This window comes from Rhodococcus sp. 14-1411-2a (genome assembly GCF_002259485.1).
Taxonomy (GTDB): domain Bacteria; phylum Actinomycetota; class Actinomycetes; order Mycobacteriales; family Mycobacteriaceae; genus Rhodococcoides.
In genome coordinates, this window is the sequence record NZ_NPGA01000018.1 from 113,096 (window position 1) to 137,871 (window position 24,776).

General features: G+C 60.0%; 13 protein-coding genes and 1 pseudogene. 6 read left to right on the plus strand and 8 right to left on the minus strand.

Features of this window, described 5'->3' with window-relative positions; all coding sequences use genetic code 11:
* Positions 1-354: 354 nt before the first annotated feature.
* A pseudogene (locus tag CH291_RS17955) lies at positions 355-1,457 on the minus strand (IS3 family transposase).
* 387 nt (positions 1,458-1,844) lie between these two features.
* Between CH291_RS17955 and CH291_RS17960 the strand changes: the two are divergent.
* The 4 genes from CH291_RS17960 (at position 1,845) to CH291_RS17970 (ending at position 3,851) form a co-directional block, all read left to right on the plus strand.
* Positions 1,845-2,315, plus strand: coding sequence for an IS110 family transposase (locus CH291_RS17960; protein WP_094688219.1), 471 nt, complete (start codon positions 1,845-1,847; stop codon positions 2,313-2,315).
* A 306-nt stretch (positions 2,316-2,621) separates the two neighbouring features.
* Positions 2,622-3,080, plus strand: coding sequence for a hypothetical protein (locus CH291_RS26850; protein ID WP_179276594.1), 459 nt, complete (start codon positions 2,622-2,624; stop codon positions 3,078-3,080).
* Positions 3,081-3,141: 61 nt separating this feature from the next.
* Positions 3,142-3,447: a hypothetical protein gene (locus CH291_RS26855; RefSeq protein ID WP_179276595.1), complete on the plus strand. Its 306-nt coding sequence runs from the start codon at positions 3,142-3,144 to the stop codon at positions 3,445-3,447.
* A 47-nt stretch (positions 3,448-3,494) separates the two neighbouring features.
* The gene (locus CH291_RS17970; RefSeq protein WP_094688220.1) at positions 3,495-3,851 is read left to right on the plus strand and encodes a hypothetical protein; all 357 of its coding nucleotides are present in this window, start codon (positions 3,495-3,497) and stop codon (positions 3,849-3,851) included.
* 9 nt (positions 3,852-3,860) lie between these two features.
* Here the strand turns inward: CH291_RS17970 and CH291_RS17975 are convergent, their stop codons facing one another.
* From CH291_RS17975 to CH291_RS17985, 3 genes are all read right to left on the minus strand, one after another.
* Positions 3,861-5,654 carry a hypothetical protein gene (locus CH291_RS17975; protein ID WP_094688221.1) on the minus strand — a complete coding sequence of 598 codons (1,794 nt, stop codon included), beginning with the start codon at positions 5,652-5,654 and terminating at the stop codon, positions 3,861-3,863.
* 183 nt (positions 5,655-5,837) lie between these two features.
* A complete protein-coding gene (locus CH291_RS17980) occupies positions 5,838-7,139 on the minus strand; it encodes a protein NO VEIN domain-containing protein (protein ID WP_143545942.1) in 1,302 nt (433 codons plus the stop codon).
* A gap of 122 nt (positions 7,140-7,261) precedes the next feature.
* Entirely contained in the window at positions 7,262-9,382 is a 2,121-nt protein-coding gene (locus tag CH291_RS17985; RefSeq protein ID WP_094688223.1) for a GmrSD restriction endonuclease domain-containing protein, read from the minus strand.
* Between the two features lie 204 nt (positions 9,383-9,586).
* Between CH291_RS17985 and CH291_RS17990 the strand changes: the two genes are divergently transcribed.
* Together CH291_RS17990 and CH291_RS17995 are read left to right on the plus strand one after the other, a co-directional pair.
* Positions 9,587-14,482: an AAA domain-containing protein gene (locus CH291_RS17990; protein ID WP_094688224.1), complete on the plus strand. Its 4,896-nt coding sequence runs from the start codon at positions 9,587-9,589 to the stop codon at positions 14,480-14,482.
* On the plus strand, positions 14,479-16,152 hold the full coding sequence (locus CH291_RS17995) for a DEAD/DEAH box helicase (protein ID WP_143545943.1): 1,674 nt from the start codon (positions 14,479-14,481) through the stop codon (positions 16,150-16,152). Before CH291_RS17990 ends, CH291_RS17995 begins: the two co-directional genes overlap by 4 nt.
* A gap of 429 nt (positions 16,153-16,581) precedes the next feature.
* Here CH291_RS17995 and CH291_RS18000 read toward each other — a convergent pair whose 3' ends face one another.
* The 4 genes from CH291_RS18000 to drmA all read right to left on the minus strand — a co-directional run bounded on the left by CH291_RS18000 (position 16,582) and on the right by drmA (position 24,737).
* A complete protein-coding gene (locus tag CH291_RS18000; RefSeq protein WP_094688226.1) occupies positions 16,582-18,321 on the minus strand; it encodes an ATP-dependent nuclease in 1,740 nt (579 codons plus the stop codon).
* 202 nt (positions 18,322-18,523) lie between these two features.
* Entirely contained in the window at positions 18,524-19,363 is an 840-nt protein-coding gene (gene drmC / locus CH291_RS27435) for a DISARM system phospholipase D-like protein DrmC (protein ID WP_373455144.1), read from the minus strand.
* On the minus strand, positions 19,252-21,120 hold the full coding sequence (gene drmB, locus CH291_RS27440) for a DUF1998 domain-containing protein (RefSeq protein WP_094688228.1): 1,869 nt from the start codon (positions 21,118-21,120) through the stop codon (positions 19,252-19,254). The genes drmC and drmB overlap by 112 nt, the downstream gene beginning before the upstream one ends.
* Complete coding sequence (gene drmA, locus CH291_RS18015) at positions 21,120-24,737, minus strand: DISARM system helicase DrmA (protein ID WP_094688229.1); 3,618 nt, start codon at positions 24,735-24,737, stop codon at positions 21,120-21,122. The genes drmB and drmA overlap by 1 nt, the downstream gene beginning before the upstream one ends.
* Between the last annotated feature and the right edge of the window lie 39 nt (positions 24,738-24,776).

Below are 24,776 nucleotides of genomic sequence, written 5' to 3' on the forward strand. Positions count from 1 at the left end.
GGGTAGGTTGTCAATACGCTAATTGAATGATTGCGAGAAGCTTGACCAACATCCATGGGTGTGTGTCGGATGCAGGGCCTTCGTGCGAGGTTCACGGCGGATGGTGGAGACCGAGATAGTGGGACCGATGGTTCCGCTGGAAGGATGTCATCGTGTCCCGCAAATGCAGGTCGTTCACGACCGAGTACAAGGTCGAGGCCGCCCGTATGGTGGTATTCCGGCCGTACGATCACCGAGGTCGTCCGTGAACTGGGTATCAACGAATCTCTTTCGGGCTGCTGGGTCGCCGACGGATCGAAGCCGCCGCCGCACGGGACTGCCCCCCACTTCGGTGGACTCGTGGGTTTGAGTGATTCAGGCCGCGTGTGCGGTCCGATTGAATGTCTCAAGTTCGACGGGAGTGAGCGTTCCGAGGCGTCGTTGTCGGCGTTTGCGGTGGTGGGTATTCTCGTGCGATCGTCAGCCGTAACTGCTCCTGCGAAGACCACCGCTTGCGGTCGACGACGTGCTTCTGCAGGAGTGCGAGGATCGACTTACGACGGCGTAGTGATCATACGCCCCGATGCGACCCTTTGATCTGCGTAAACCCCTGTGAAACAGGGTATTCGCGAGTCTTTACGAGTGAAACTGGCTGCCTCGGGTCGAGTGGACAATGGTACCGGGTGCCTCGCGTTGAACGACGGCGGTGTTCAACGCGGACACGGCCAGTTACGCCTTCATTCTGGAGTCGAACGAGTACCCGACGATCCTGTTCGACCACACGTCCTTGGTCGCGCAGAGAAGAAGTTTGCCCTCGTCTGTGCGGTGTTCGGTAATGTCCGTCAGCCACAGCTCATCTGCGGTCTGTGCGGTGAACTGGCGGTCCATGACATTGTCGCGGACAGGCGGGCCCGCTTTTCGGTTCAGGCCGCGCTTCTTCGAAAACACGGACCAGATGCGTTCTTGTGAGCACAACCGTGCGACGCGGTCCTCGTTGGCGGTGATGCTCCGACCCGGCAATTCGTCGGCGATGAAGCGGTAGCCAAACGTTGGGTCGTCGGCGTGGATTTGGCGAGCGACGTTGATGAGGTGGGCGTCGTCCCAATCTCGTTGTGTGACTAACTTTTCTTCCATTTGTAGAATGCTTGGGTGAGAATCCGAGCACCCGGCAGGTCACTGTGACGGGGACTCCGTCGGCAGCAAGGTCGAGGACCAGCGGCTAGATCATTCTGGGAGTATGTCTCGATTCAGATAGGCCGCAGCTCGCCGTAGAACGTCGTTCTCCTGCTCGTGCAGTCGGTTATGCTTCTTGAGGTCGCGCAGCTCAGCGGATCGTCAGCAGGGTTCTGCCGGCCGGCACGAGCTACGCCGTTTTCACGATCGGCAATCTTGATCCAGCGATTCAGACGTCCTTCGGAGATTCCGAAGTCCTTGGCGATCTGGCGTAGCGGGGCCTCGCCCTTACGTGCGACGGCGATGACGTCGCGTCTGAACTCATTGGGGAACGACTATGGTATGGGGAACATACTTCCACCCGTGAGGAGCGATTCTCATAGATCAGATGTCAAGAATAATGATGGTTGACGCGTAGAGGGGCGACATCTGACTCGAATGTCAACTGACTGAACGATGTCTTTCTTTGGATTTGGCGGCGGCCGTTGCTCGACGCTCCCGCCTCGCCACCGCGGCCGAGTCGGGGCGTCGCCGAGTCTCGGTTGTGTGACCTGACAGGAGCCTTGAGCGGTCTTTGCGGGGATCGACACGCACAAGGTTTTTCATGTCGCTGCGGTCGTCGACCATCTGGGTCGACTGCTCGACACCTTGAGAGCCGCAACGACAGGGGCCGGTGATCATGCTCTACTGCAGTGATTACGTCATGCCACGACATAGCACGGATAGCAGTCGAGGGCACCGGCTCGTACGGAGTTGCCATCACCCGACTCCTTCGCCACCGAGGATTCGAGGTCGTCGAAGTGCACCGGCCCAACCGGCAAATGCGGAGACTGCGCGGCAAAACCGATGTGATCGATGCGGAAGCTGCGGCGCGGGCTGCTCTCTCCGGCACCGCCGCGGCCGTCCCGAAGTCGCATGACGGAACAATCGAATTGATCCGACTTCGCCGTGTGACACTGACTGGGCTCAGGAAATGCTCGACAACGCTGACCAATTCGCTACGCAACATCATCTTCAGCGCTCCACCCGACTTACGCGTCAAGCTCGAGCCCGCGATCACCGGTGCCTTGTTGCACCACTGCTCAAGCTTCCGTGTCCCGGCCTGCGTGCCTACGGACGCTCGGTTGGCCCTCAGATCAACGCTGCGTTCACTCTCACGGTAGATTCTGTCCCAACAGCGCGAGCTGGATCGGCTCCGAAGCGAGTCGACGCATGCATATCAGGCTGCAGAAGCCGCATCCCGGACGCAGCCCGAGCATCCCTCCGAGCTCGCGAATCATGTCGCAACAACGGTTCCCGCGGTCATCGAGCAGTCGGAGACATGCACAGTGAAGCAGCGGCAGCCGTCACTCAGCGTGAGGACACGTGGGCACCGCTTGCGGGGTGTCTGGCCTCATGGGCGAATCTGGAGACTGAGGCTCGCAGCGTTAAGGAGACGGTCAAGAACGTCGAGGCCGCCGAGAAGTGGATTGCTTCGCACACAGCACCTGCGGGATCAGCGACTGGCTCCCATCGCCGAGCAGGCTCGGGCGATCTGGACGGCGTTGCGGCAGGAAAGCAACGTCGACCTCGGGGCGATTAATTGGCTGGGCGTCAACACCAGTCGACGGGTCGAGCTGACCGGGTCGGTGGACGGCGTCGAATTCTCGGCGCTGTCGGTGATGAGTCAGGGCGAGCTGCACGCGTTGGCGTCCGCCCTGTTCATTCCGAGAGCGACAACACCGGACAGCCCGTTCCGCTTCATCGTGTTGGACGACCCGATTCAGGCTATGGATCCCGCGAAGATCGACGGCTTCATCAAGGTGCTCTCGAGTTTGGCGACAACTCGTCAGGTAATCGACTTCTCACACGATGATCGATTGGCTACTGATCAGACAACTCGCAGTCGACGCGCGGCTCGTCGAAGTGACGCGCGAACCAGGTTCTAACATCAGTGTTTCCGAGACACAGAATCAAACGACTCGGTATTTCAATGATGTGCGGGCATTGGTGTTGGACGAGAATGTCCCCGAAGACGTCAAGCGGCGAGTTGCGCCGGGCTTGTTCCGGTTGGCTCTGGAATCGGCTGCGCAGCAGGTGTTCTATGCGAAGCAACACAGGGCGGGGGAGTCGCGGCTGGCGACCGAAGAGCGGTGGTCGGCAGTGCACAAGACGCGCAACATGATTGCGCTGGCCGTGCACCAGAATTCCGAACGTGACCTATCGCAGTGGCTCGGCTTCCGCACCGAACGCTTCCCGACGCTCCATATCGCGAATGCTGGTACTCATAACGGTGCCGATCGCCCGATCACCTAGGAAGTGGTGAACGACCTGAAGAAGATGGTCGACGGGATCCTCGCCGAATGACTACTGCAACGTCACCGGCAATCGCGCTAAGAAGCGCCGAACTGCTGCTCGACGGAAGTCATGGTGCTGCAGGCGGTTCGGCGCGTTTGGCCGCGTTCCTTGCAAGCCAGGCGTTGGAGGAACTGGTGGTCGAGCGATGTGTGGCGTTGGGGATCGACATCGAGAGGCCGAGCATGCGATCGCGGTCGGTGATTCTTCGGTCACTTGACACACCCGAACGGGCCGACGCTGCAGCGATGGCGTGGAACAGATTGAGCAACGCATGCCACCACCATGCGTATGAGTTGGCACCCACGGTCGCGGAGGTGCGGCACCTGTGTGGAGTGGTGGCGGTTCTGTTGAAGAGCGACTGACGATTGGAATCAGGTTAGGGCAATGGGCGGCAATGTATCCGGACTGAGACCGTTTGCATCCATGAACTGGACCAGGTTTTGAGTCATGTCTCGCTCCGCGATCATCGCTGCCACCGAAGGTGCTTTTGCATCGCTTAGCGCCTCAACCGTGTTGATCTGAGCAGACAGTTCTGTCACGGCTGCCGACGCTTTCGACCACAGATCGTCATCGAAGTCATGGGCCAGGACTTTTTGCGCGTATGCAACCGCCACGGCGAGTAGTAGTTCCGCGGAACTCAACCGAGTCGCTCCTCGGCGTCTGGAAACAGTTGCCGCTGTTGTGATGGCTGTACCCGTCCCAGCGATGCCGCCGATCGTGGCAAGGCCGCCTGCCATGCCGCCGGGCCCAAGCGCCGCTAGGCCACCCGTCATGGCCGCCGCTCCCGCTGCTCCAGCCGGCGCGAGTGCAATGAGACCGATCGGTGCGATGGCGATGACTGCCACCCCTGCACCGGCGATCGCCCATCGCTGCCAGCTCGTCCCCGGCTTGCTCAGTTTCGTCATTTTGTTGTTGAAGCGTCGGATTGTCCATGCGAGGGCGTCGCCGAATTCTCGAGTCAGCCCGATCTGTTCGGCGAAACCTGGTATGGCTTTGAAACTTGCGTCTGCAATGTCGATTTCGAATGGCGCGGTGAGATCGCTGAGCGCGAGGATGGTGAGCTGTTCGATGATGCTGGTAGTGCTCCAGTAATCGGGTACTTCGGGCGTCTTTCCCTCGGCCAGAAAATGCAGTTGTCTTGGAAGCGGTATACCCTCTTTATCTGCTGCCCATATTTGGGCGACCAGGTCACGCCGGTTAATTCGGATTGCTTCGGTAAAACGAGCCTTGATGTTCGCGTCAGTTATCGCCTCAGCTACCGCGTACCGAAAGTGCAGTTCCAATATCAAGGCGGCCGTATCGTCGGTCAGCGCTGTAGTCACCTTCGTGGTGCGCCTTGGAGTCAGATCAGATTGGTGGTAAGCGCTGCCTACCGCTCTTGCCACGGAAGGTTGTTTAAGATACGCAGCCGAGCTATGACCAACCTTGCCGATGTTCACTCGAATGTCCTGAACATCGGCAAACACAGTTGCCAGCCCGCGTGCGCGGGTGACCGGGTCTCGTTTACTGAAGAAGTTCAACCAGGAGTTGGTTCGTGCGTAGGGGAAGTTGCCGATCAGTTCCTGCCGTGACACCGCGAAGAGCCCGGTTTGTGCGGGGCTTCCGATTGTGACCACGCGGCGGACCGAAACGTCTGCAGGAAGCCGCGACAAGAGATCGACAGTCACGACGCTTCCCAAGCTGTGGCCAACTATGACTATCTCGCCTATTGGAGGTATCTCTTCTAGGACCCGCGTCAGAACGGCTCCGCGAAGACCTTTCTGGTGCACGTAGGCCTGGATCTGTTTGATTTCATTCGCGTACCATTTTTCAGGCATAGCGCCCAGAACTGCGCCCAACTTTGCATCCATAGCGCCCAAGTCGGGTAGGGGGAATCCGAGAGCCTGAGCCGTCGGGTCGGCACCGACCACCCGCGCGGCCTCGATCTGCCTGTCGATGAACTGAGCCCGTTCTACCGACAGATCGGAAATTTTGCCGTTTACTGTGGGCTTTGGGATGCTCGCCGCGGCGTCCGGAGACAAGAGAAGGTCGCTGTAATGAGGCGCGATCACGTCTTTCTCGTCGATCACTGGCAGGTTCTCGGCCAACAAGCTTTTGTTGAGCGCGTCGAGCCACGCTCGGCTCGTGTCGCCATCGCCGACACCGTGCAAGTAGATCAACTTCATCGATGGACTGCCCTTCGAGCGGAGAGGATTGCGACGTGGTTCGAGCAAGAGGTTAATACCGGCTGTTCGGCTTGTACCGGGCAACCCTGAGGTTCACGCATACGTCGGCGGAAACACAGTTGCGTGCTGTCGGTCTGTCGATGTGGACCCAGCTCCGGTTGGGGCGACTGGGCGCTCGTCGCGTCACACTGGCGGTAGGTCGACCCGGTAGACCATGCTCTCCGCTACGTCGAGGACGTCTTCGGGGTAGTAGATCGACACTGTCGGACTGCTTAGAGCCTTTGTAACCACCGCAAGCTCCCAGTTGGGGTCTTCTCTGGCGGAACGCAATTCGTTCCGCGTTAGGAGAATCGACGGCTTGCCACCGGCAACACCTTTGACTTCGACCCTGTACAACGTGCCGTCCGGTGCCACGCAGGAAAGATCCCATCCCAGTTTCTGGGAACCCACATCGGTTACCTTGCAATGGTATTGGTCGCGGTAATAGTTGGTGACGGCGTCGACCGCGGCATTCTCGATCAGCTTGTTCGTGACAGGATCGCCGAAGCCCGCTCCACGCTCGCTCACGGTGATCGGCGTTCCAGCCGGTTTCCCGAGTTCGGGCCACGGGGGCAACAGATCTTCGATAGCTGCGAGCTCAGACTGGCTGACCCACGATGGATTGCTACCGACCGGCTGCCGAAGCACCTCGAGGTCACTGAGTCTGTCGATCTGCTTCAATTCTGCGCTCGTCACGGGAGCATCGAGCAAGTGCAGGTCGGTGTCCACGTACCACTGAGAGTCGATCCGCTTGTCGTCGTCTTCCCAATAACCTTCGTATGGCTGTGCCACGAATCTGCGACGACCAGTCGTCCACCCATAACCCCAGATTCCCCGCGGCATCGCACCGTCTTCGGCACCGCTCACCCAGAAAAGTGCTCGCTGTCCGTGCTGAATCAGCTCGGATCGGTAGTTGTTCGCGACGGACCAATCTTCGATATGGGTGTGACCATCGGCCACGAAGGTTTCGAGGTCCCATGTTTTCGGATTGCACTTGAAGACCCATGCGCCCAGATTGGACACGGTTACGGAATCGTGTCGCACCGTGGGCATTTCAGACAGCCCGATGACATCCCAACGACCACGCCAGTCGATGACCTGGGCATCGGTGATCCGATGATGCGTTTCGGTATCGGCGTTGCGCGATGGGTCCCGTGAGAGCCATGCGTCCACGTCGGCGGCGATGGTTTTTCGCATCCAGTCGTGTTCGACGATGCTGATGTTCGACGCGTCGAGTCGGACGTCAACGAACGCCCAGGCGTCGATGCGTCTGTGTGGTGGGCGAACCAGTCGTGACTTCTTGGTGTCTTGCCAGTCTCCCGACTTCTTCGTCTTGAGTCTGACTCGGTGTACGCGGGCATCGCAATCCAGCACCTCGACAACAGCTTCCAGACCCGGCATCCGCTGTGCGGTTCCGCCGCGCCGACGTACTTCTGCCTCGAACAAGGCGAACCCGTCCTCGGTCGTAGCCACTACTTGCCTCCGGCTTTCGATTTATCCTGTTCACGAATGGGTTTGGCTCAGTGCAGCTGTGCCCGAAGGTCGTCGCATCGTCAGTCACCGAGATCTCAGACCTGCTGACGGCTGGCGACGTACTCGTCTCGAAGATCCTTCAACTTCCGGCCGTCAGGGAGAAGCCAGAAATGCCACCCATTGGTCGCGCCCTTTCTGAGGTGATGGCCTGCACCCGACGGCGTGGTGAACCGTTGTCCGTCCAAAGACAGGCTGGAATCTTCGTTGACTATGGCGCGCAGGTCTTTCCAGGTTCCCGAGCGTGCGTGAAGTTCAGTGCCTGGCTCGAGGAGCCCAGCAGAAACAAGTTGCGTGAGTGTCACTGATGCTGCTTGCTCTGCTGGCTTGTCCTTGACCTCACCGATATGCCCTTCAGGAACCGGCCACGTCGCGATCAAGGATTGGATGAGCGCGTCGGTTCGTTCGTTGATCTCCTTCTCTGACCAGCCATCGGCGGCAATGCTCTTCCGTCGATTCATCAAAAAGGTGTCGTGAGTGTCCAAACTCGCGCGTTTGCCGTTTTCGCCCAACCACGGTCCGTTGGACACTTTCCCGTTGAGAGCCTGCGTCAGCAGTGTGAGGTTGCCGAGACGATGGATGTGTTCTCTCCGCTGGTCTTGCTCCGGTGGGGTCTCCACTGGCCAGTGGGCCTCCCACTTCTGGGGCATCAAGTGTTCGATGGGATAGCCAATTCGCGGTACTCGGGAGTTACTCATCGGCTTCGCAGTTGTGAAGCCGCGTAAGTGATCTTCGACCGCTTCGAGGAACACACGGAGCCGGCCTCGCTTGAACCGACGGTAGACAGCCTGAGTCTTGACGTCCTCGAACACTTGCTTGTCACCGGGCCAGTACGTACCGGCCGCGTTGAGGCGGGTGAGGTAGAGCTGGACCGCGTTGATCAGATTCTCGGGCGGAGTCTGGCGGTTGCTCTTGATGAGGTCCGCCACCACCCGCCCGAGATCGCTGGTCCCCAACCGAGTGAGGACTCGCCGCATCACCCAGCTTTCACAAGCGCTGACAACTCCGTCGATCGTCGCCTGGTCGTAATTCGAGTCCGGCTCGTGGAGCCAGATGAGTATCGGTTTGAGTATCTCGAGCTCGCTCGCATGCAGTCGGTAGACGTTGAGTTCTACCGCGGTCAATGGTGCGTGCGGATCAGCTGCGCGCTCGGTCCAACTCCTGTACTGATCGGCCTGCATCTTGATCATCGGCAGAAGCGTTGTCATCGACTGTGTAGCTTCGTGTTCGGCAAAATGCTTGAATCGCGTGAACGTATGGCGGGGGCTGATCTCCTCACCCACACGTGCCACCAGCCACTGATTGAGGAACAGTGAACTCCGAGAGACGAGGTACCGACCTACGCTCACCTCGCGCTCCCAGAATGTGGAGTCGAACGGCCAGTCGTCCTTGTAAGACTTCGCAGTGTCAGTGCCCTCCGAATCGAGTCTCTGAAATACGAAGTTCTTGATAAGATCGGCCGCGGTCAACGGTGTGCCACGAGCGTTGAGCGTCTCGAAGATCTCTTGCGAGTTCTCGTCGGCTTGAAGGTCGATGACAACTAGCTGCAGCCCCCTGGTCAACACTCCCGTCAGTGCCTCCGCACGGGAATGCGCGGCCGAGTCGGTCACCGGTCCGAGCCACTCCTCCACGGCGGCGCTGAAGTATTGATGCCCTTGAGAAAGCAGACTCTGTGCGTGCGTGAGACCCGCATAGTCGATTGGCGGGTCGGCCTGCATGACCTCGTCGAAGGCCATCCGGTCCCGGTTGGTATGCCGGAGCTTGAGTCGATCTTCTTCCTGGTCGACGTAGTGGGCGGGGTTGTGGGTCAACTCCTCCAATCGTCTGGCCAGATTGTCCTCGGCTCGCGCCTCGAGTACGGACGCAGTTGCGTCCATGACTAGCTGCAATGTGGTGAGGCGCTGTTGGCCGTCGATGATCAGGCGCGGCTGAAATGTGCCCGTCTGATTTTCCTGCGCTTGCAGAACAACAGCGCCGAAGAAGTGGGTGGCGCTACTCGACGGGTCTTTCACGCGGAGCTCGGACAGCCTGCGAATGTCGTCCCACAGGGGGGCCCACTGGTTTTCGAGACTCCACACGTAGGGCCGTTGGAACAACGGAATGACCAGGTGCTGAGGGAGATTGAAAATATCCAGTGGGGAACGAACTTCGGTCTTCACACCACTCCTCGGTTGCCGGCTCGGTGAGTCACACGGTACATACCACCCACGACATCCACGCTGGTTTGCGCGGGACCACGGCGTGATGCCCGACCTGCCCCTGCGACGGCTCAGTACCAAGCCCACGTCACCCAACCGACCGCCCGTCACGTTTGTCCGACTCTGGCGCTAGATTGTCGGGACAACCTTGGAGTGAGGAGTGCGGTGACCGTTCACAGCGATGAGGTCGGCGGGCGAGTCCGTCGATTGCTCGAGTTCTTGCGCGAGACGGTCTCGGCTCAGTCCAAACCAGTTCGCGCCTACGGGCCGACGACTCGGCTCGAGTGGCTGTATCGACGGGACCGCGACGTCCAGGTCGATGACAACGCAACAGCGGGCGACGTGGTCGTCCGGGTTGTCCGAGTCAGTGTCGAACCGCCCCCGCAACTGCCCGATCAGCTCGTCGATTCGGTGCAAGGCCCGATCGACCGTGCCGCCGCACCACCGACTCTCGCACGCGGAGCCGGCGTAACCGAGTCCGAGGCGTTTCGATCGTGGTTCATCGAGTGGCAGGTGTGGGCAGCCGACGACGCGACGAAACGTCCGCTGGCAGAGCTCTACTTGTCGGTCGATCGAATGCGAGAAGAGTCGCACACACAGCCAGAGACAGTCGAAGTCGTTCTGGCGTCGGGACTCCTATCGGCCACAGTGTCCGGAGTGGCCATCGATTCCCATCTGGTGACTCAACCGGTTGAGGTCATTCGGGACGAGGACACCGGGGATCTGCTGGTCAAGTTGACGGCTGGAAGCAGCCCTCGCCTCGAAGACCGACAACTGCTGCTCGGGCTGAAAGGACTACACACGGCGTCAGCAGCATTCCTTGCAAATAAACTCGGCGACATTGCGGGCTCGCCGATCGCAAGCTCTGCTTCCAGCATTCTGAAGGAGTGGTCGAGTTCGGCCATCTCCAGCATCACGTACGTCGCCGATCGACATGTTCCACCTGCCGCGCGTCGCGGGACGGTCCGTGAGTCACCTGCATTGCTGCTTCGTCGCCGAACCGGCTTTGCGCTCGTCTCCTACTACGACGCCATGATTGCTGCGTTGAACGACGGTGCCGACGTTCCGTTGGGACTTCAACAGCTCGTCGAGAGCATCGAGTCGACGGACCGGCTGGACTGGCTGGCGCGTCCCAGCTCAGAGCCGACGCCAGAGATTCTCTTTCCACTTGCCGCGAATCGCGCGCAGTCCAGCATCATGGAGAAGCTCTCGCTTGACACGGGTGTGGTTGTCGAAGGGCCGCCCGGAACGGGAAAGACCCACACCATCGCAAATCTGATGTCTGCGTTGCTGGCTCAGGGTCAGCGAGTTCTCGTCACGAGTGAGAAGTCGCAGGCATTGCGAGTGCTCCGAGACAAGTTGCCGTCGGAACTACAAGATCTGTGTGTGTCGATCACCGACCTGGCCAAGGGTGGGTCGGAAGAACTCGACCACAGTGTCTCGGTGATTGCCGGCCGTCTTGCGGATTTCGAGATCGCTCAGGCGGACCGGAGAATCGAGAGAATTGCCGGGGATCGTTACCGAGCGATCAACAAGAAGTACACCCTGGAAGAAGAGCTGACGTCGACGAGGTCCGACGAGTCCGAGGTCCAGAATTTCGGCTCGCACTACGACGGAACGATGTCGGGAGTGGCCTTGCAGCTTGCTGCGTCTGCCGCCAAGCTGTCCTGGGTGCCGGGTCCGCTCTATAAGAAGTCGCCGCCAATCACCTCGGCGCAATTTGCTGAGCTCGCGGGTCTGCTGGTCGAGAGCGAGCTCCATGCGGCGGGCCGTCGCGAACAGTCTCTTCCGGACCTGTCCACAGTGCTACCGAGCAAGACCGTGGTCACTCGACTGTGCGACGGTGCAAGCAGTCGGGCTTCGGTATCTGCACTGGCTGATCTCCCGACGGCGGAGCTGCGCCGACTGGCAGCACTGTCGCGTCAGGTTCTTGCGCGCGGCACGCAGCTGGATGGGGACCTCCGCGCCGTGCTGGACGGTGTGTTGTCCGGTTCGCTCGGTTACCTGTGGACGAGGGCAATCGGGGCGTCAGCCCTGCTCGACGACGCGAAATCTGCCGACGCATTGGTCGGTACAGCGAATGTGGTGGTCGACAGAGCCGATCTCGTTGCTCTGGAGACGTACGACGCAGCCGCGCGTCTCTACACCGAAGGGCGGTTCGACACCCTCCGGTGGTTGCGGACGCCGAAAGAGCAGACCGCGGTCGATGAACTGGGCGCGACAGCCACAGTCGATGGCGTTCCGGCTCAGGGAGCCCAGGCGTACCGCGTTGTTGCAGAACATATCCGTGCGCTTCGTTCAGTAGACGAGGCCGCATCGTTGTTGGCGGACATCGGTATTCGCGCTCCGCACCGAGAGAGTCGAGCGGCGCGTATCAACGAGGTGGACGGTGCCGTGCGCGACGTGGCGCTGGTGCAGGACGTCGTCGAGCGGATTGCAACAATCTCGGATGAGCTCGAAGGCCGGGTGGCGCTACGAACGCTGGACGGCGTGGAAGGGCTGTTGTCGGATATCGAGAAGGCGCTGGCGGGCGCGAATGCACGCGACGCGCTGCAGCGGCTTGTGGTGATCGCGGATGGTTTCGACGCTGCCACCGGCGGGGCGAACAGCACAGAGGCGCTCGCACTATCGGACGCGCTCCGCACCGCCGACCGCGAGGCATTCGGCGCTGCGGTCCAGGCTTATGTACGCGCGAGTGTCGAACAGCAACAACAGTTGTCGATGGATGCAATACTGCGGGATCTCGATGCAGCAGCACCGACACTTGGTCATCTGGTCACAAGCGACCGCGTCACCGACTGGGTGACCGTTGCCGGCGATTTCGAGGATGCATGGGCGTGGAGGTGGGCGACCCAGCACGTCGAACAGCGTCTCGTCCGCCCCGAAGCATCGAACCTGGACGATCTCTACGACGATGTAGATAGAGAGATCTCCCAGCTCACAGCGACACTGGCGGCGGAGAAAGCATGGCGAGAGTGTCTGCAGCGCATGACGTCACGGGAGATGCAAGCGCTCCACACCTACCAGGAGAGCATCAGCAACATCGGTGTTGGCAGTACCAAAATCGCACAGCGTTACCGAGCCTCAGCACGGGCTGCCATGCAGGAAGCGCAGAGTGCTGTTCCGGCGTGGATCATGCCGATCGGGCAGGTTCTGTCTTCGATTCCGCCGCAGCAGAACGTCTTCGACGTCGTGATTGTCGATGAAGCGAGTCAGGCGGACATCAGCAGTCTGTTTTTGATGTGGCTCGCACCGCGGGTGATCGTGGTGGGCGACGACAAGCAGTGCGCACCGGATCGAATACAGCAGGTCTCCGACGACACTGTTTTCGAGCGTCTGGACTCTCACCTCGGCGATCTACCGATGCACGTCCGGAACAATTTCAGCCCTCGCTCGAGCCTGTTCTCGCTTCTCCGTAGCCGGTACAACCAGCGTGTACGGCTACGTGAGCACTTCCGGTCCATGCCGGAGATCATCGAATGGTCGTCGAAGCAGTTCTATCGAGACACTCCGCTGATTCCGGTTCGACAATTCGGAGCGGAACGCCTGCAACCGCTCGTGTCGACCTACGTCAAGGGCGCAGAAACGACCGGGTCGAGTGCGACCTTGGTCAACGAGATCGAAGCACGTGGCCTCGTCGAGAAACTGTGCGAGTGCATCTCCGATCCTGACTACGACGGTATGACTTTCGGAGTCGTCGTCTTGCAGAGCCGCGCGCAGGTCGAGTTGATCCGCTCGCTGATCTCGGAGCGTATCCCGGCCGAGCAAAGGGACAACCTGCGTTTACGCGTGGGAACGGCACCCGAATTCCAGGGCGATGAGCGAGACGTTGTGTTCGTGTCGATGGTCGTCGGCGCGGGATCGTCGAGCAATGCGTTGACCAACGAGATGTGGCAGCGCCGCTTCAATGTCGCTGCAAGCCGCGCTCGTGATCAGTTGTGGTTGTTCCATTCTGTTCGAGCAGAGGATCTCTCGCCGCTGGATCTGCGGACGTCGTTGCTCACCTACCTGGAAGCTGCGCCCACGGTCCCGGTTCCGGAGATGCCGCAGGTTGTCGACGAGGAAGTCCTCCACAGTGATTTCGTATCGATGACGGCTCAAAGGGTGTTCGTCGCCCTGCGCGATCGCGGATACCACGTCAATTCTGCGATCGAGATCAACGAACTCGTCCTGGATCTGGTGGTCACCGGTGTCGCATCGAAGGTCGCGATCGAATGCGATGACGACCGTACGCGTTCGAGAGGCGTTGTTGTCGAACGCCTTCGCCGAGAAATGGATTTGAAGCGGTGCGGCTGGACGTTCGGGAGAGTACGTGCGTCCCAGTTCGTCGTCGACGTGGACACGGCACTCGCCCCGATCATCGAAATTCTGGACGCGGTCGGAATTCTTCCCGGTGAAGTGGAGATCGCAGACGCTGGCCGGGATGCGAGTTGGAAACCGGTTGTACTGAGCGCGAATTCCAACGAGGACGCCCTTCCTGACGAGGAGCCGGTGACTCCTGCTCCGGTTGTGGATACCGTGGTCGCGCCGTTGCCTACGGTGATCGAGGAAAAGTATCCAGTCCGTTCGACTTCCGTTCAGGTCGTCGAGCTCGAGCCGGGGGAGACACGACCGCCGAAGCTCGATGGGTCGCGCGAGATTCGGGTCGACTCTCGATACTCGACCCCGCGACGGTCCACCCCCGTCAAGCGCGTGCCGGTGACGACGCGTCCTTCGCCGGCAGTCATGCCGAAACGGACACCGTCGAAAAAGCCCGTCGTTTCGACAGCACCTGTCGCCGCGGCAACGGCAGGGGTCGGTATCGAAACGCTCCCTGCCGCGGTGCAAGCGGCATTGGCATCGCTGCCCGCAGCATCGTTGTCGACGGGCCGCGTCATCGCAGTCGCTGCAGCGCGTCGCGACGCGCCACTGACCTTGCGGCGTTGCTCGTTGATCACGGGCATGACCCCGATCGCTGCACAGCAACTGCTCGCTGACTTGGAGCTGACAAAGAAGCTTGTGCGCAGACATCGACGCAATGGCGTTGCCGAGTGGGTACGACCCGAGGACGCGGCATCATGACGGAACTGAGGGCTTGGCAGAAGGAAGCATTCGAGGCCTGGCGAGGGGCTGGCAATCGTGCCATCGTCGAAGCAGTCACCGGCACTGGTAAGACGCGTGTCGGTGTGGCTGCGATCGTGTCGGCGCGGAGCCTGAACCAGCAGGTCCTCGTCGTCGTGCCGACCATCGACCTCCTCGAGCAGTGGCACACGGAGGTCAAACAGCAGCTTCCGTCGGTATCGGTCGGTAGGCGGGGGAACGGGCATCGCGATGACTTCCGGCATAGCAGCGTTCTGATCACCACCATTCAGTCGGCCATCATGAAGGGTGCCCCTCAGCCGCGTCCCGGTGCCTTGATGATCGCGGACGAGGTCCACCGCTATGGCACCGATGGGTTCGCTAGGGTCTTCACCGACAGGTTCGACCATCGCCTCGGATTGACGGCCACGCTGGAGCGTCAGGACGAAGGTGTCGACACCCACATCCTCCCGTACTTCCGAACGAAGATTGCAGGATGCGACTTTGCCCGTGGGCGGAGAGACAACGTCCTTGCTCCCGTCCGCCTGATGACGGTTGCCATCGAGTTCACGCCAGAAGAACGTACCAAGTTCGAGGAACACGATGCGATCGCACGAGATGCGCGCAAGAATCTCACTAGTAAATACGATTGTGTCGCATCGCCTTTCGGCGAGTTCATGAAGACCGTGACGAAGCTGGCGGAACAACGAGACCTTCCGGAAGGACGACTCGCCAGCCGGTACCTGTCGGCATTCAGCAAGCGACGGTCCTTGCTAGCGGACTGCCAGGGCAAGATCGATGCGCTCGGAACGTTGGCACCGGCGTTGGCGAAGTCGGACCGGTCGATCGTCTTCTCCGAGACGAAGGCGTCGGCCGAAGCAGGATCGGCCCTTCTGCGTGAGCGTGGCGTGCAGTCCAGCGCTTACTCCAGTGGACTTGATCGTTTGGCCAGAACTCGAGTGCTGCAACAGTTCCGCAGCGGTGCGCTGACCAATCTCGTCGCGCCCCGGGTATTGGACGAGGGAATCGACGTTCCCGCTGTCGATGTCGGCGTCATCATAGCCAGCAGCAGTTCCCGACGGCAGATGATTCAGCGTATGGGTCGGGTACTACGGCTCAAGCCCGGAGACCGGGCAGCAGCATTCGTGATCATGTACGTGCCGGGGACCATGGAAGATCCGTCGCTTGGCGCGCACGAGGCGTTCTTGGAGCAACTCCTCGAGATCGCTGAAGAGCAGGTTGATGTCCCCCTCGCACAAGCGCCGACGCTACTGACTGAATGGTTAACGCGCCCCGTCGAACCCAAACTGGAACCAGTGCGCGCCTCCTCCAAGCCGCCGACGTTCACCGAGCCTGTTGCCGCTGGTGAACTGTCCCGGTCTCAAGGCCGGAACCCTGCTGCTGTCTCGGCTGCCGCTGTGTCGAGTCCGTCTGCATTGCAAACGGATTCAGTAGCAGGTTCGATCGGCACGCCCGGCAATCTCGATCTGATGTTGCGGTATGCCGCGACGTTGACGGCGAAGGAAGCTCGGATTCTCGTCGATGTCTTCGGTTTGGGCGGGCAACAGCCTCGATCGGCGATGACAGTGGCGAGATCAGAAGGCGTTCCGATCGAAATCGTGGTCAAGATACGAGAAGGAGGGATCGTTGCTGCGCGGGCCTTGGCCTCCTGAGGTCTTGCGGCGTACCGAGTTTCGACAGCCTCAGCAAAGAAATTGTTTGGCGACCTAGCCTCGCCGGTAGTAGCTTTCCTTGGGCTCAGGGGTGTGCTGGATTTACAACTGCCAATTGTCGCCGGTGATCGGCAAGGAATCGGTGGTTGTCATGGTGATTTTAATCCGATCTTCGCCCTGTGGTAGACCGCGCCGCTATGAACCGCTGGACACTCCTCACCCTGACATGCGGAGAGATCGCACGTTTAAATCGTGTCAGACCCTAATCAACTGGCGCGCCCGGTAGGAAAATTGTGGGGCCAATGGAATCCGAGGCGGTCCGACTACCGGGGGCCAGCCACGTGCACCAAAAAACTACAATATCGGGCTACTCAAGCCAACACGTCGACCCTGCGAAAGATCGAGGCTAGCTATCGGCTCAATTCTGTTTCACGCGGAATTAACCTTTTCGATCCGCCGATTTATTTCCTCCGCCAGCCAGATCATCGAGCTGCAGTCCGTTCCCCGTAGCGTTTGTGGGAGTCTCTCCAGAGCAGCTTCTTTCCACTCCTTCGAGAACTTGTAATGCCTGTTGTCGGTCCCGCACTTGATCGTTTGATCGTGGGCGTCATCGCCGAGGGCCTTGCCTGCTGCAAGGGCGGCCGCGGTCGGAAGAAGATCTTCGATCTCGACGTCATGGTTCTGCTTACACCGGTTGGGCCAGGAATTGAGCGACAGAATCTGGACGGTTTTCTTCCATCCGAAGTCCTCAAGTCGATCCGCAGCCTTCTTGCCCATTTCGTCATAGTCGACAATTGCAATGACCGGAACATCAGTTGCGGACTCGGCGAGCACCGCCTGAAAGACCACTTTTTTTGAGCCGTTTGCTGGCAAGAAGTGCAGGCCATCAATGAGGTCTAATTTCCCGGACGCTTCAAGCGCATACCGGAGGAACCTGTCGTCCGTGTAACCTTCAGTGATTACCACCGCACGAGAACCCTCCGGGATTTTCGTAGCTCTGTCCAGAACTCGTGCTAATCCAGCATCGGAATAAAGCGAACCGAGGAGTTCAGCGCGGTCATCATCCCCGTTTGCGGATCGTGCGAGACGGGTGTGGCCCTCGGGGTTTTTCGTGAGCTCGAAAATTCGGTCTTTGCTATCGCGGGAGATTATATGTGGCGAATGAGTAGTGACAAGCAAGGTGACTTCTGACCGATTCGCCAGCTGCTGCAGCTGGGCTCCCAATAGCTCTTGAGCACCGGGGTGGAGGAAGGCTTCAGGTTCTTCTACTGCCAAGACAAGCGACCGTCTGCTCTGATCGGCGAGGTACTGCAGCATGGATACTAGTACCGCGCCTCTTAGTCCAGTGCCTTTGCCCGTGAGCTCAGTGGTGGCTCCGTCACCGAGCTCCACGCCAACTTCCGAGAGTGTCTGCCCAAGGGTTGGAACGGAAGGTACAAGGTTGACTAAGTTGACTTCGGGGAACATCCCGCCGACGTTCGTTTGCACCTGTTCACGCAGCGGTTTCAACAGCTTCCGCTCTAGCCCATTTAGATAGGTTCGCCGCAGTTTATCGATTTCCACCATCTCAGCCGAAAGATGATCGTTGATAACAAGCTGTAAAATCTCTCGGAACTTCCCGCTGAGTACTGATCGTAGATCTTGGCCGCTGTGAACGACGCCGAACCTCAGTACTCTCAGGAATTGAGCCTCCAGCTTCGTATGTTCCTCGCTATCGACCGGCATCGACACGGCACCGAGGCCCTTCGCTTGGTACGACACCTGCCGAGCGCCTGCGGCACCAAAGGCGACCACGCGGCAAACGCAATCATTTTCGGCGTGAGTGCGACCCTGTTGACTCGTCGTCTTTCCCTGTTTAGCGCGCAACGCAGTTTCGTACTCTAGAGCGCGAGCAATAAGAGTCTTCTCTGGGCTGGATCCATTAGTTTTTTGAAATACCATGACGATTCTAGACTTGGCCCATCCGCCCACGCCCTGAGACGAAGCCGGTCGATCTCGCTCGGGGTCGAAGACCGCGTCAGGATCCATGGCCATCTCGATCGCGGTCAGCAGGTTCGATTTTCCGCAGTTGTTTGGGCCCACAACAAAATTCGTTCCGTCTGTGAGATCAAATTCGTGGTCACCCACGAGGCTGCGGAAGTTACTGATCTTGACATGAGTCAGGCGCATAAAAACCTTTCACTGAACGTGGATTCTTTCGAATTCACCAGTTCGGACTTGACTTAGTATCGCTGAGCGACTGGCCGTTTCATAATCCTCGTGCGGTAGAAACAATGATGACATCGCAGCTTAGCAAGCTGCCAACGACTACGGAGAGAAAGATGTGGTCCGGCTAACTGGGGCCGCGCCAAATAGGGTATCTGTGTGTACTTTAATTCACCACCTGCAGTTGACCATTGCTACGCAGCTGATCAACGTGCTCCCTGATCTTTACCGGGGCGGAACCACCGCGAACCAGAAGCCCGCACTCGAGATTCTTGCCGAGTGCAGCGCCAGTCATGTTCGCGCTTCCGACCAGCGCTGCGGAATCGTCGACGACGAGCAGCTTCGCGTGTAGCGACGCGCCCGCGGGCCTCAAGTTTGCGGGCCAACACAACCGAGTAGCTACCAACCCAGGGAAGGGATGACTGCCCCCTGAAAAGTTGGTGTTGTCGATAGAGCGCTCTACAACCAAGGTAATCGCGACACCCCGACTCGCTGCCTGGTGAAGCGCCGAAGTAACACTCGGCTCATTATGGACCGCGTAGCCGACTATGAGGATATTTCTTGCTGCATTGGCTACTAAGTCAATCACCACTGCGGACGTGAGACGGCTCGACACAGCTTGATTGGGTCCGGTCCAAACCGGGGTAACACTGCTTTGCCTGGAATCGTGCTCGACACTTCCAAGGAGGACGCCGGCTGCAAGTGACCGAGTAGCACTGTTCCGCGGTAGCGTATGCAGTTCGTCGCAAGCTTCACGAATGCGCTGTCCCGCTGTTGCCCGGAGTGTGTTCAATCCGTGAGGTATCAAGAGCGCGGAAGCAATCCGTCGGATGTCTGCCGGAGGCAGACGTCGGCTCAAGCTGACCGAAAGTGATACAACATCTGACACTTCTGTCATCGCAAGAACGCGAGATTGTCGCCAGTGAGTTCGACGACTACCGCTCGGTCCAGCCATCGATTGCCTGTTTCGCAGCTTGTTTCGGACGCAAACAGACACGCGTGGCATGCTGCTGCGTGCAGAGTGTCGGACGGATCCTCTGGAACATGTTCCGCGCAAATTGGATCCGAGGAGCATCTCTGGGCATCCACTAAGGCATTGTCCAGCAATCGCTTTAGGTGCTGCGGTTGACCTAGCGCAACCAGCCCGCCAAGAGTTCCTTCGCTGTCGCTGGCGGCGGTCGACAACAGGATTCCGGTGGCCGGCTCGGCCGTCGTTCCTACGTAGATCCGTTCCCGAATGCTTGACGAGCCATATCCGCATTCGAGAGCGACCTGACGAATCAACAGATGGCTGAGCGTGTGCAGCAGCAAGAATCGCGGTATAGGCAAGGTGGTATCGACGGGGCGATCTCGATTTGCAGACCACCGTGCGAACGCATCCTGCATTGCTAGGATCCTGGGGTGCTCGGACACTTGCCGCTCCCATTGGCGTACGCGAGGTTCGGGTAGTTCGAGGAATATTCCCTCACCGCGCTGCTCGAATGCGGGCACCCATTTCGGGCTGTTGGTCCGACTGAGGCTCAGTCGATTTCCCGGATCCAATTCACGGCGGTCCGGTGCGGTGAGCCGGGTGAATCCGACGAGGGCTTGGACCTCTCTGAGGCGACTCACCAGAACGACTTGCTGAAGTAGGTGGTTGTATCCATCGGGACCGCTTATGGGTACCGCCCGAAAATCGTCGTCTTGTTTCTGGGTTGTGGGGTGCGAAAGCAAGTCCCATTCGGCACGGAGCAAGTCGGTCTGAGGAGGAGCGTCAACAGGCCCTCCGGATGCTTTGAGAGCTTCGATTGCCGACCACACTTCCGATGTCTTCGAGTCTCGAAGCGCGCGCAGTGAATCCAACTGTCCAACCAGGAGTCCGACCACAGCCTCGTTTGGCTGCGGACCCAGAACTTCCCAGTTCGCACTGACGATGTCGGCGACTGTCTGGCTCTGCGGTAGGTGTAGAGCGCTTGCGGTGATGCTGAACCATAGATTAGACGCGCCGAGCACCATGAGCCGTAGATTTCGGCCGCACGGCTCGAATTTCTGTAGATGTGGATGACGGCCTCTGCAAACGGGAAGCGCTTCCCACCCGTCCCGGCCGCTGGCTTGGGAGACGTTGCGCGCTGACGAGCATTCGACACATGTGATCGTGACTCGCGGCCCCAGGGTGCTGGAACTGTCTCGGAGCACCAGCTTTGGTCCACCGCACGGCTCGGTTCTGCCGCTGTGCACGAAATCGACGTACGGGAAGTCGTCGAGATGTCCCGCATCGCAAGCGACAAGGAATCGTGCGGGAAGACACGCCCGCTTGTTACGTGCGGCCTTTTGCGTCTGTTTTTGGCATGTGGTGTGGACAAACTTTGCAAGGTCGGGTCTCCGGCCGTAGCGGTGGACCAGGTCGAACTGGCCAGGCGGGTCCAGCGGTCCGAGCCGGTGACACGCTGGGCAGCGAAGCCAGCGCGGGAAAGGTGACACCGGAACCCCGGTCCGTGTCCACGGGTCGTCGGTGTCTTGAGGATCCCACGGCGCGGTGTGGAGCGCGTTTACCTGTGGGCCCAGGGTGGCACGGATCTTCTCTAGCAATCGCGGTTCGACGATGGTCTCAGCTCGTTCGAGAGGCCAGCTCTCTGTTCCTTTGACGATCACACTGATGCCTGGAAGGTCGACGATCGCCCCGCTGCCTCCGGTAGTCACCAGATGGCTGGGCCTGGCTCCGCCAATGCGGCTGGGCTGACCTTTGGGTCCCGTGACCTTCGAAGATGGAGCAGCTGTGGTCATTACGAATCCTTCAGTGTTCGGTCGTAGGTCCACGCGGGGGCGTCGTCCAGGCTGTTGTCACGCCCATCGAGCTGAAGCAGTACCTCGGGTTCCACTTCACGCAAGCTCATCGGTGCCGTCCAGGTGTCCCAAGCAGACTCGTCAGGTTTGTGGAGCAGCCCGGTGACATCCGCTGCTTGCTGATATCCGAGGGTGCCGGTCGGGAGATGTGTTCGTTGATGGTGCCACTTGTCGAGCCGGCTCTGTACCAGATCGCGTACTAGCGCCGCTTGTGCCGTGTCGTGGGTGACGCGCTCAGCGCGAGCAGTGAACATGCCTACCACTCGTTTCGCCATAGGCCCCGTGACTGGCACAGTGGCAGCAGCTGTATTTGGAAGCCACGCTGTGCCTGAATGGCGCAGTGCAGCAGTTAAAACGGCACTGAGGCCCCGGTCCAGAGCCCGATCGCTGTAAGGGGTCGTGGTCAGGCCCTCGACGCGCATACCGAACGTCGCATGGTCGTATCCAAAGGTCTCGTAGTGAGCCAGGTCGCGAGGGCGACTCCACTGGTAGAGCGTCACCACGAGGCCCGGCCTACCCGTGTTGCGGCCGACTCGAGAAGTTGCCTGGATGTACTCAGCGGTGCTTTTCGGTTGCCCTGTGACAAGCATCAGTCCCAGTCGCTGAACGTCCACACCGACTTGAAGCATCGATGTAGCCAGCAGGACGTCAATTGCCGGGACCCCTCTGTTTCGAATGGCCTCGCTGAGTTGCTCTTTTTCTGCGCCAGGTCCGCCGCGGAGGACATCCATCGCGGCGTTCGTGTCGAAACGAGTGCTGAACGGTCGCTCTAGGTCGGCAAGAGTGGTTGCGATACGACTGCTTGGCATGCGGCTGGTCAACTCGGTGACCAGGGGACGCCTGCGACGCGTTCCTACGGACTGAGATGTCAGTCGATCCGCGATGTCGTCCTCAACCAATCGGCGCATCCCCGCCAACTCTCGCGTCGAGGTGAAGTAGTCAACAAGAGTCATGTAGGGGTCGGCTGCGTCGCCGTACTTGTCGAACAGTCGTTGACTGTGTTCCAAGAGTGCCGCTGCCACTCGAATCTCGATGGCTTTGAACCGTTCTCCGGTCGCGCAGATTCCGCGGTACCGCCGACTTGGGGTAGCGGGACTTGGCGACACAACAGTTGAGAAAAAGGTCTCACCTGCGTCGAGTACCTGTGGCGGAAAGATCGACAGGTCGCGCGCGAAGACTTGTTCAACCTGGTCGCGCGCCCGTCGCACGGTTGCAGTCGATGCCACCAGCACCGGCCTGATGGGTTTGCCATTCTCGGTTCTGGTGCACAACGCATCGATAACAGTCTCGTATAGTCCGACCATAGAACCGAGAGCGTCGGCTATCAGGTGCAACTCATCCTGAATGATGAGGTCCGGTGGGCGCAGCGCCATCACCGGCTGCGGGGTGGTCGACGGCAGCGGTCCGGCTTTCGGATGTCTTCCTGTGCATTTGTCGTTGTCGGGGCTGATGTAGCCGTGTCGTGGGCAGCGTTGATTCACCGTGCCGAAAAGTGATGCGGTTGATGCACGCCAGGGGAGCTGTGCGAATTTATCTACGGTGCCGATCACCAGACTGGGAGTCAGTCGGTAGATCTCTTCGTCGGTGACAAGGACCGGCAAGCCCTCGTCCGGTGAGTTGCGTGGGCTGTAAGCGCAATCACCCTCTGGATCACTGCAGAAGAGCAACACTCGCCTGCGCTTCTCGTGCGCGTGTAGGTCGCGGCCCGCAGACAGGCGAGATCCACACCAGGGACACGAGGCAAGCTGAAGGGGTCCCCCCACCGCGTCATCATGGCCCTTTGTGTCTTCGATCGCACGACGAGCCTCGCTGAAAGAGTTCGGTGTTACCGCGCTACCCACCCATAGGCCGATCCGGAACGGGGTCGATCCCCAGCGTGAGTCGCCGGCTGAAACACGTTCGCGACGTAGTATTTCGCAGGCGCAGATGAGTGCCGTGGCACGCTGAAATTGTTGTGCAGTTAGCAGTCGCAGTGTGTAGCGCATCAGGACGGCTACTCCGTCGGTGCCGTCCCTTGCGTCCGAGCCCTTACCGACGACACCTTGGAGTCGGCGGAGCCCCAGCGTGTAAGCGGTCAGTCCGAGATAGGCCTCGGTCTTGCCGCCGCCAGTGGGAAAAAACAGCAGTTGCGCCTCACCGGTCTCGTCTCGATGTGCATCGGGGTGGGAAGGATCGGTGAGGCCAGGCAAGCACAGCAGCACGAACGCCAATTGGAAGGGCCGCCAGCTTCGTTGGCGAGGTACATCGAAACGACGAAGTAAGTCGCTCACCGTGGCGGTGGGGTCGGCGGTACGTTCGCGGACCATCTCGCTGCGCACACGCTGGAGCGCCATTGCCTGATTGGCAAAACGGAACGCCTCCCTGGCGTGGGGATCATCCCGCAGCAAGGTTATCGCCCTATCGAGTCGGTCGGCCATGGTGTCTGCGGTGTCCAGCGCGATGGCCCCCGCCGGTCGGTAGCGGCGAATTTCGCTATCATCAAGTCTTTCTCGCTGGTCGGCCAACCACCGACGGTAACCGGTGGCAAGCGGGCGGAGGGCTCTGTCGAGGTCGTCGCGTGCCAATTCAGGACTGCCCAGACGGGCCATATCGGTGACCAGGCCGGGCATACTCGCGGGATCCCCCGGGACAGTTAGGGCGACGTCAGCAGCCGGGAAGCTCGTTGTGCTGAGTCGCCAGGCGCGCACCTCGCCGTCGCGCACATCAGGGTCGACGGCGCACTGGCGACCGTGTGAGTACTCACGGCGGCCCCGATAGAGAAGAGCCAAGTGGAGCCGTTCGGCGTCCTGCTTGGAGGGAGGCTCGCTCGTGTCAGGGTCATTGTGGGCGAGAAACACCGGTGCGGCACCGTCGAGAGCTGTGACTACCAAGCCAACCTGATAGATCCGTGCCGTGTCTGGACTCGAGTCGGGCACTCCCTGATCGTTTACCAGGGCCAGATCGACCAGCCGCACCGAGCCGCGGTCCCTCACGGTCGCCCGCAGAACCACTCGCTCTTGGTCTGAATCGATGGGCGTCGGCACTTGCTCGGCCAAGGTCAGGTCGACCTCGACGGTGCCTCCGCGTGGTGTACGCCGCCACACACGCCGTGGCTTTCCCTGCGCCGTGACATGGACTTCGGACGCGGTTGGAGCGTACGAACCCCACGATGCAGTGACGACGATCCTTTCCACATCAAGGGGGACCTGAAACGACAACCCGATCGCAGACGCAGCCATGGTTCCAGATCGAGCACTTTGAGTAACGGGAACGTCGTCGCCCGGAGACCCTGTCGCGTCCGTGACCTCGTTGTCGACGAGATCGGGGTCAGCATCGACTGCAGGACCGTCGGCCAAAGCGTCGTCGTCGGTGGATCTGACGGCGGGTGCAGGTTCCGACGGTCGCGTGCGAGGAACCAGTCTGCCGATGAGATAGCGCTCCGCTGGCGGCAATCCCGGAGGGAGTTCTTCCTTATCGCCGTCGCGTGGCCCGAGGAGATCTCGTTCTAGCAATTGCTCCAGCTCGGCGCGGACGTCGTAAGAGGATGTTGTGCCCGCAGCTGCGGCGTCAATGTTCATCCCAGGTAACGCTACTAGCCAACACCGACAGGAACGGTT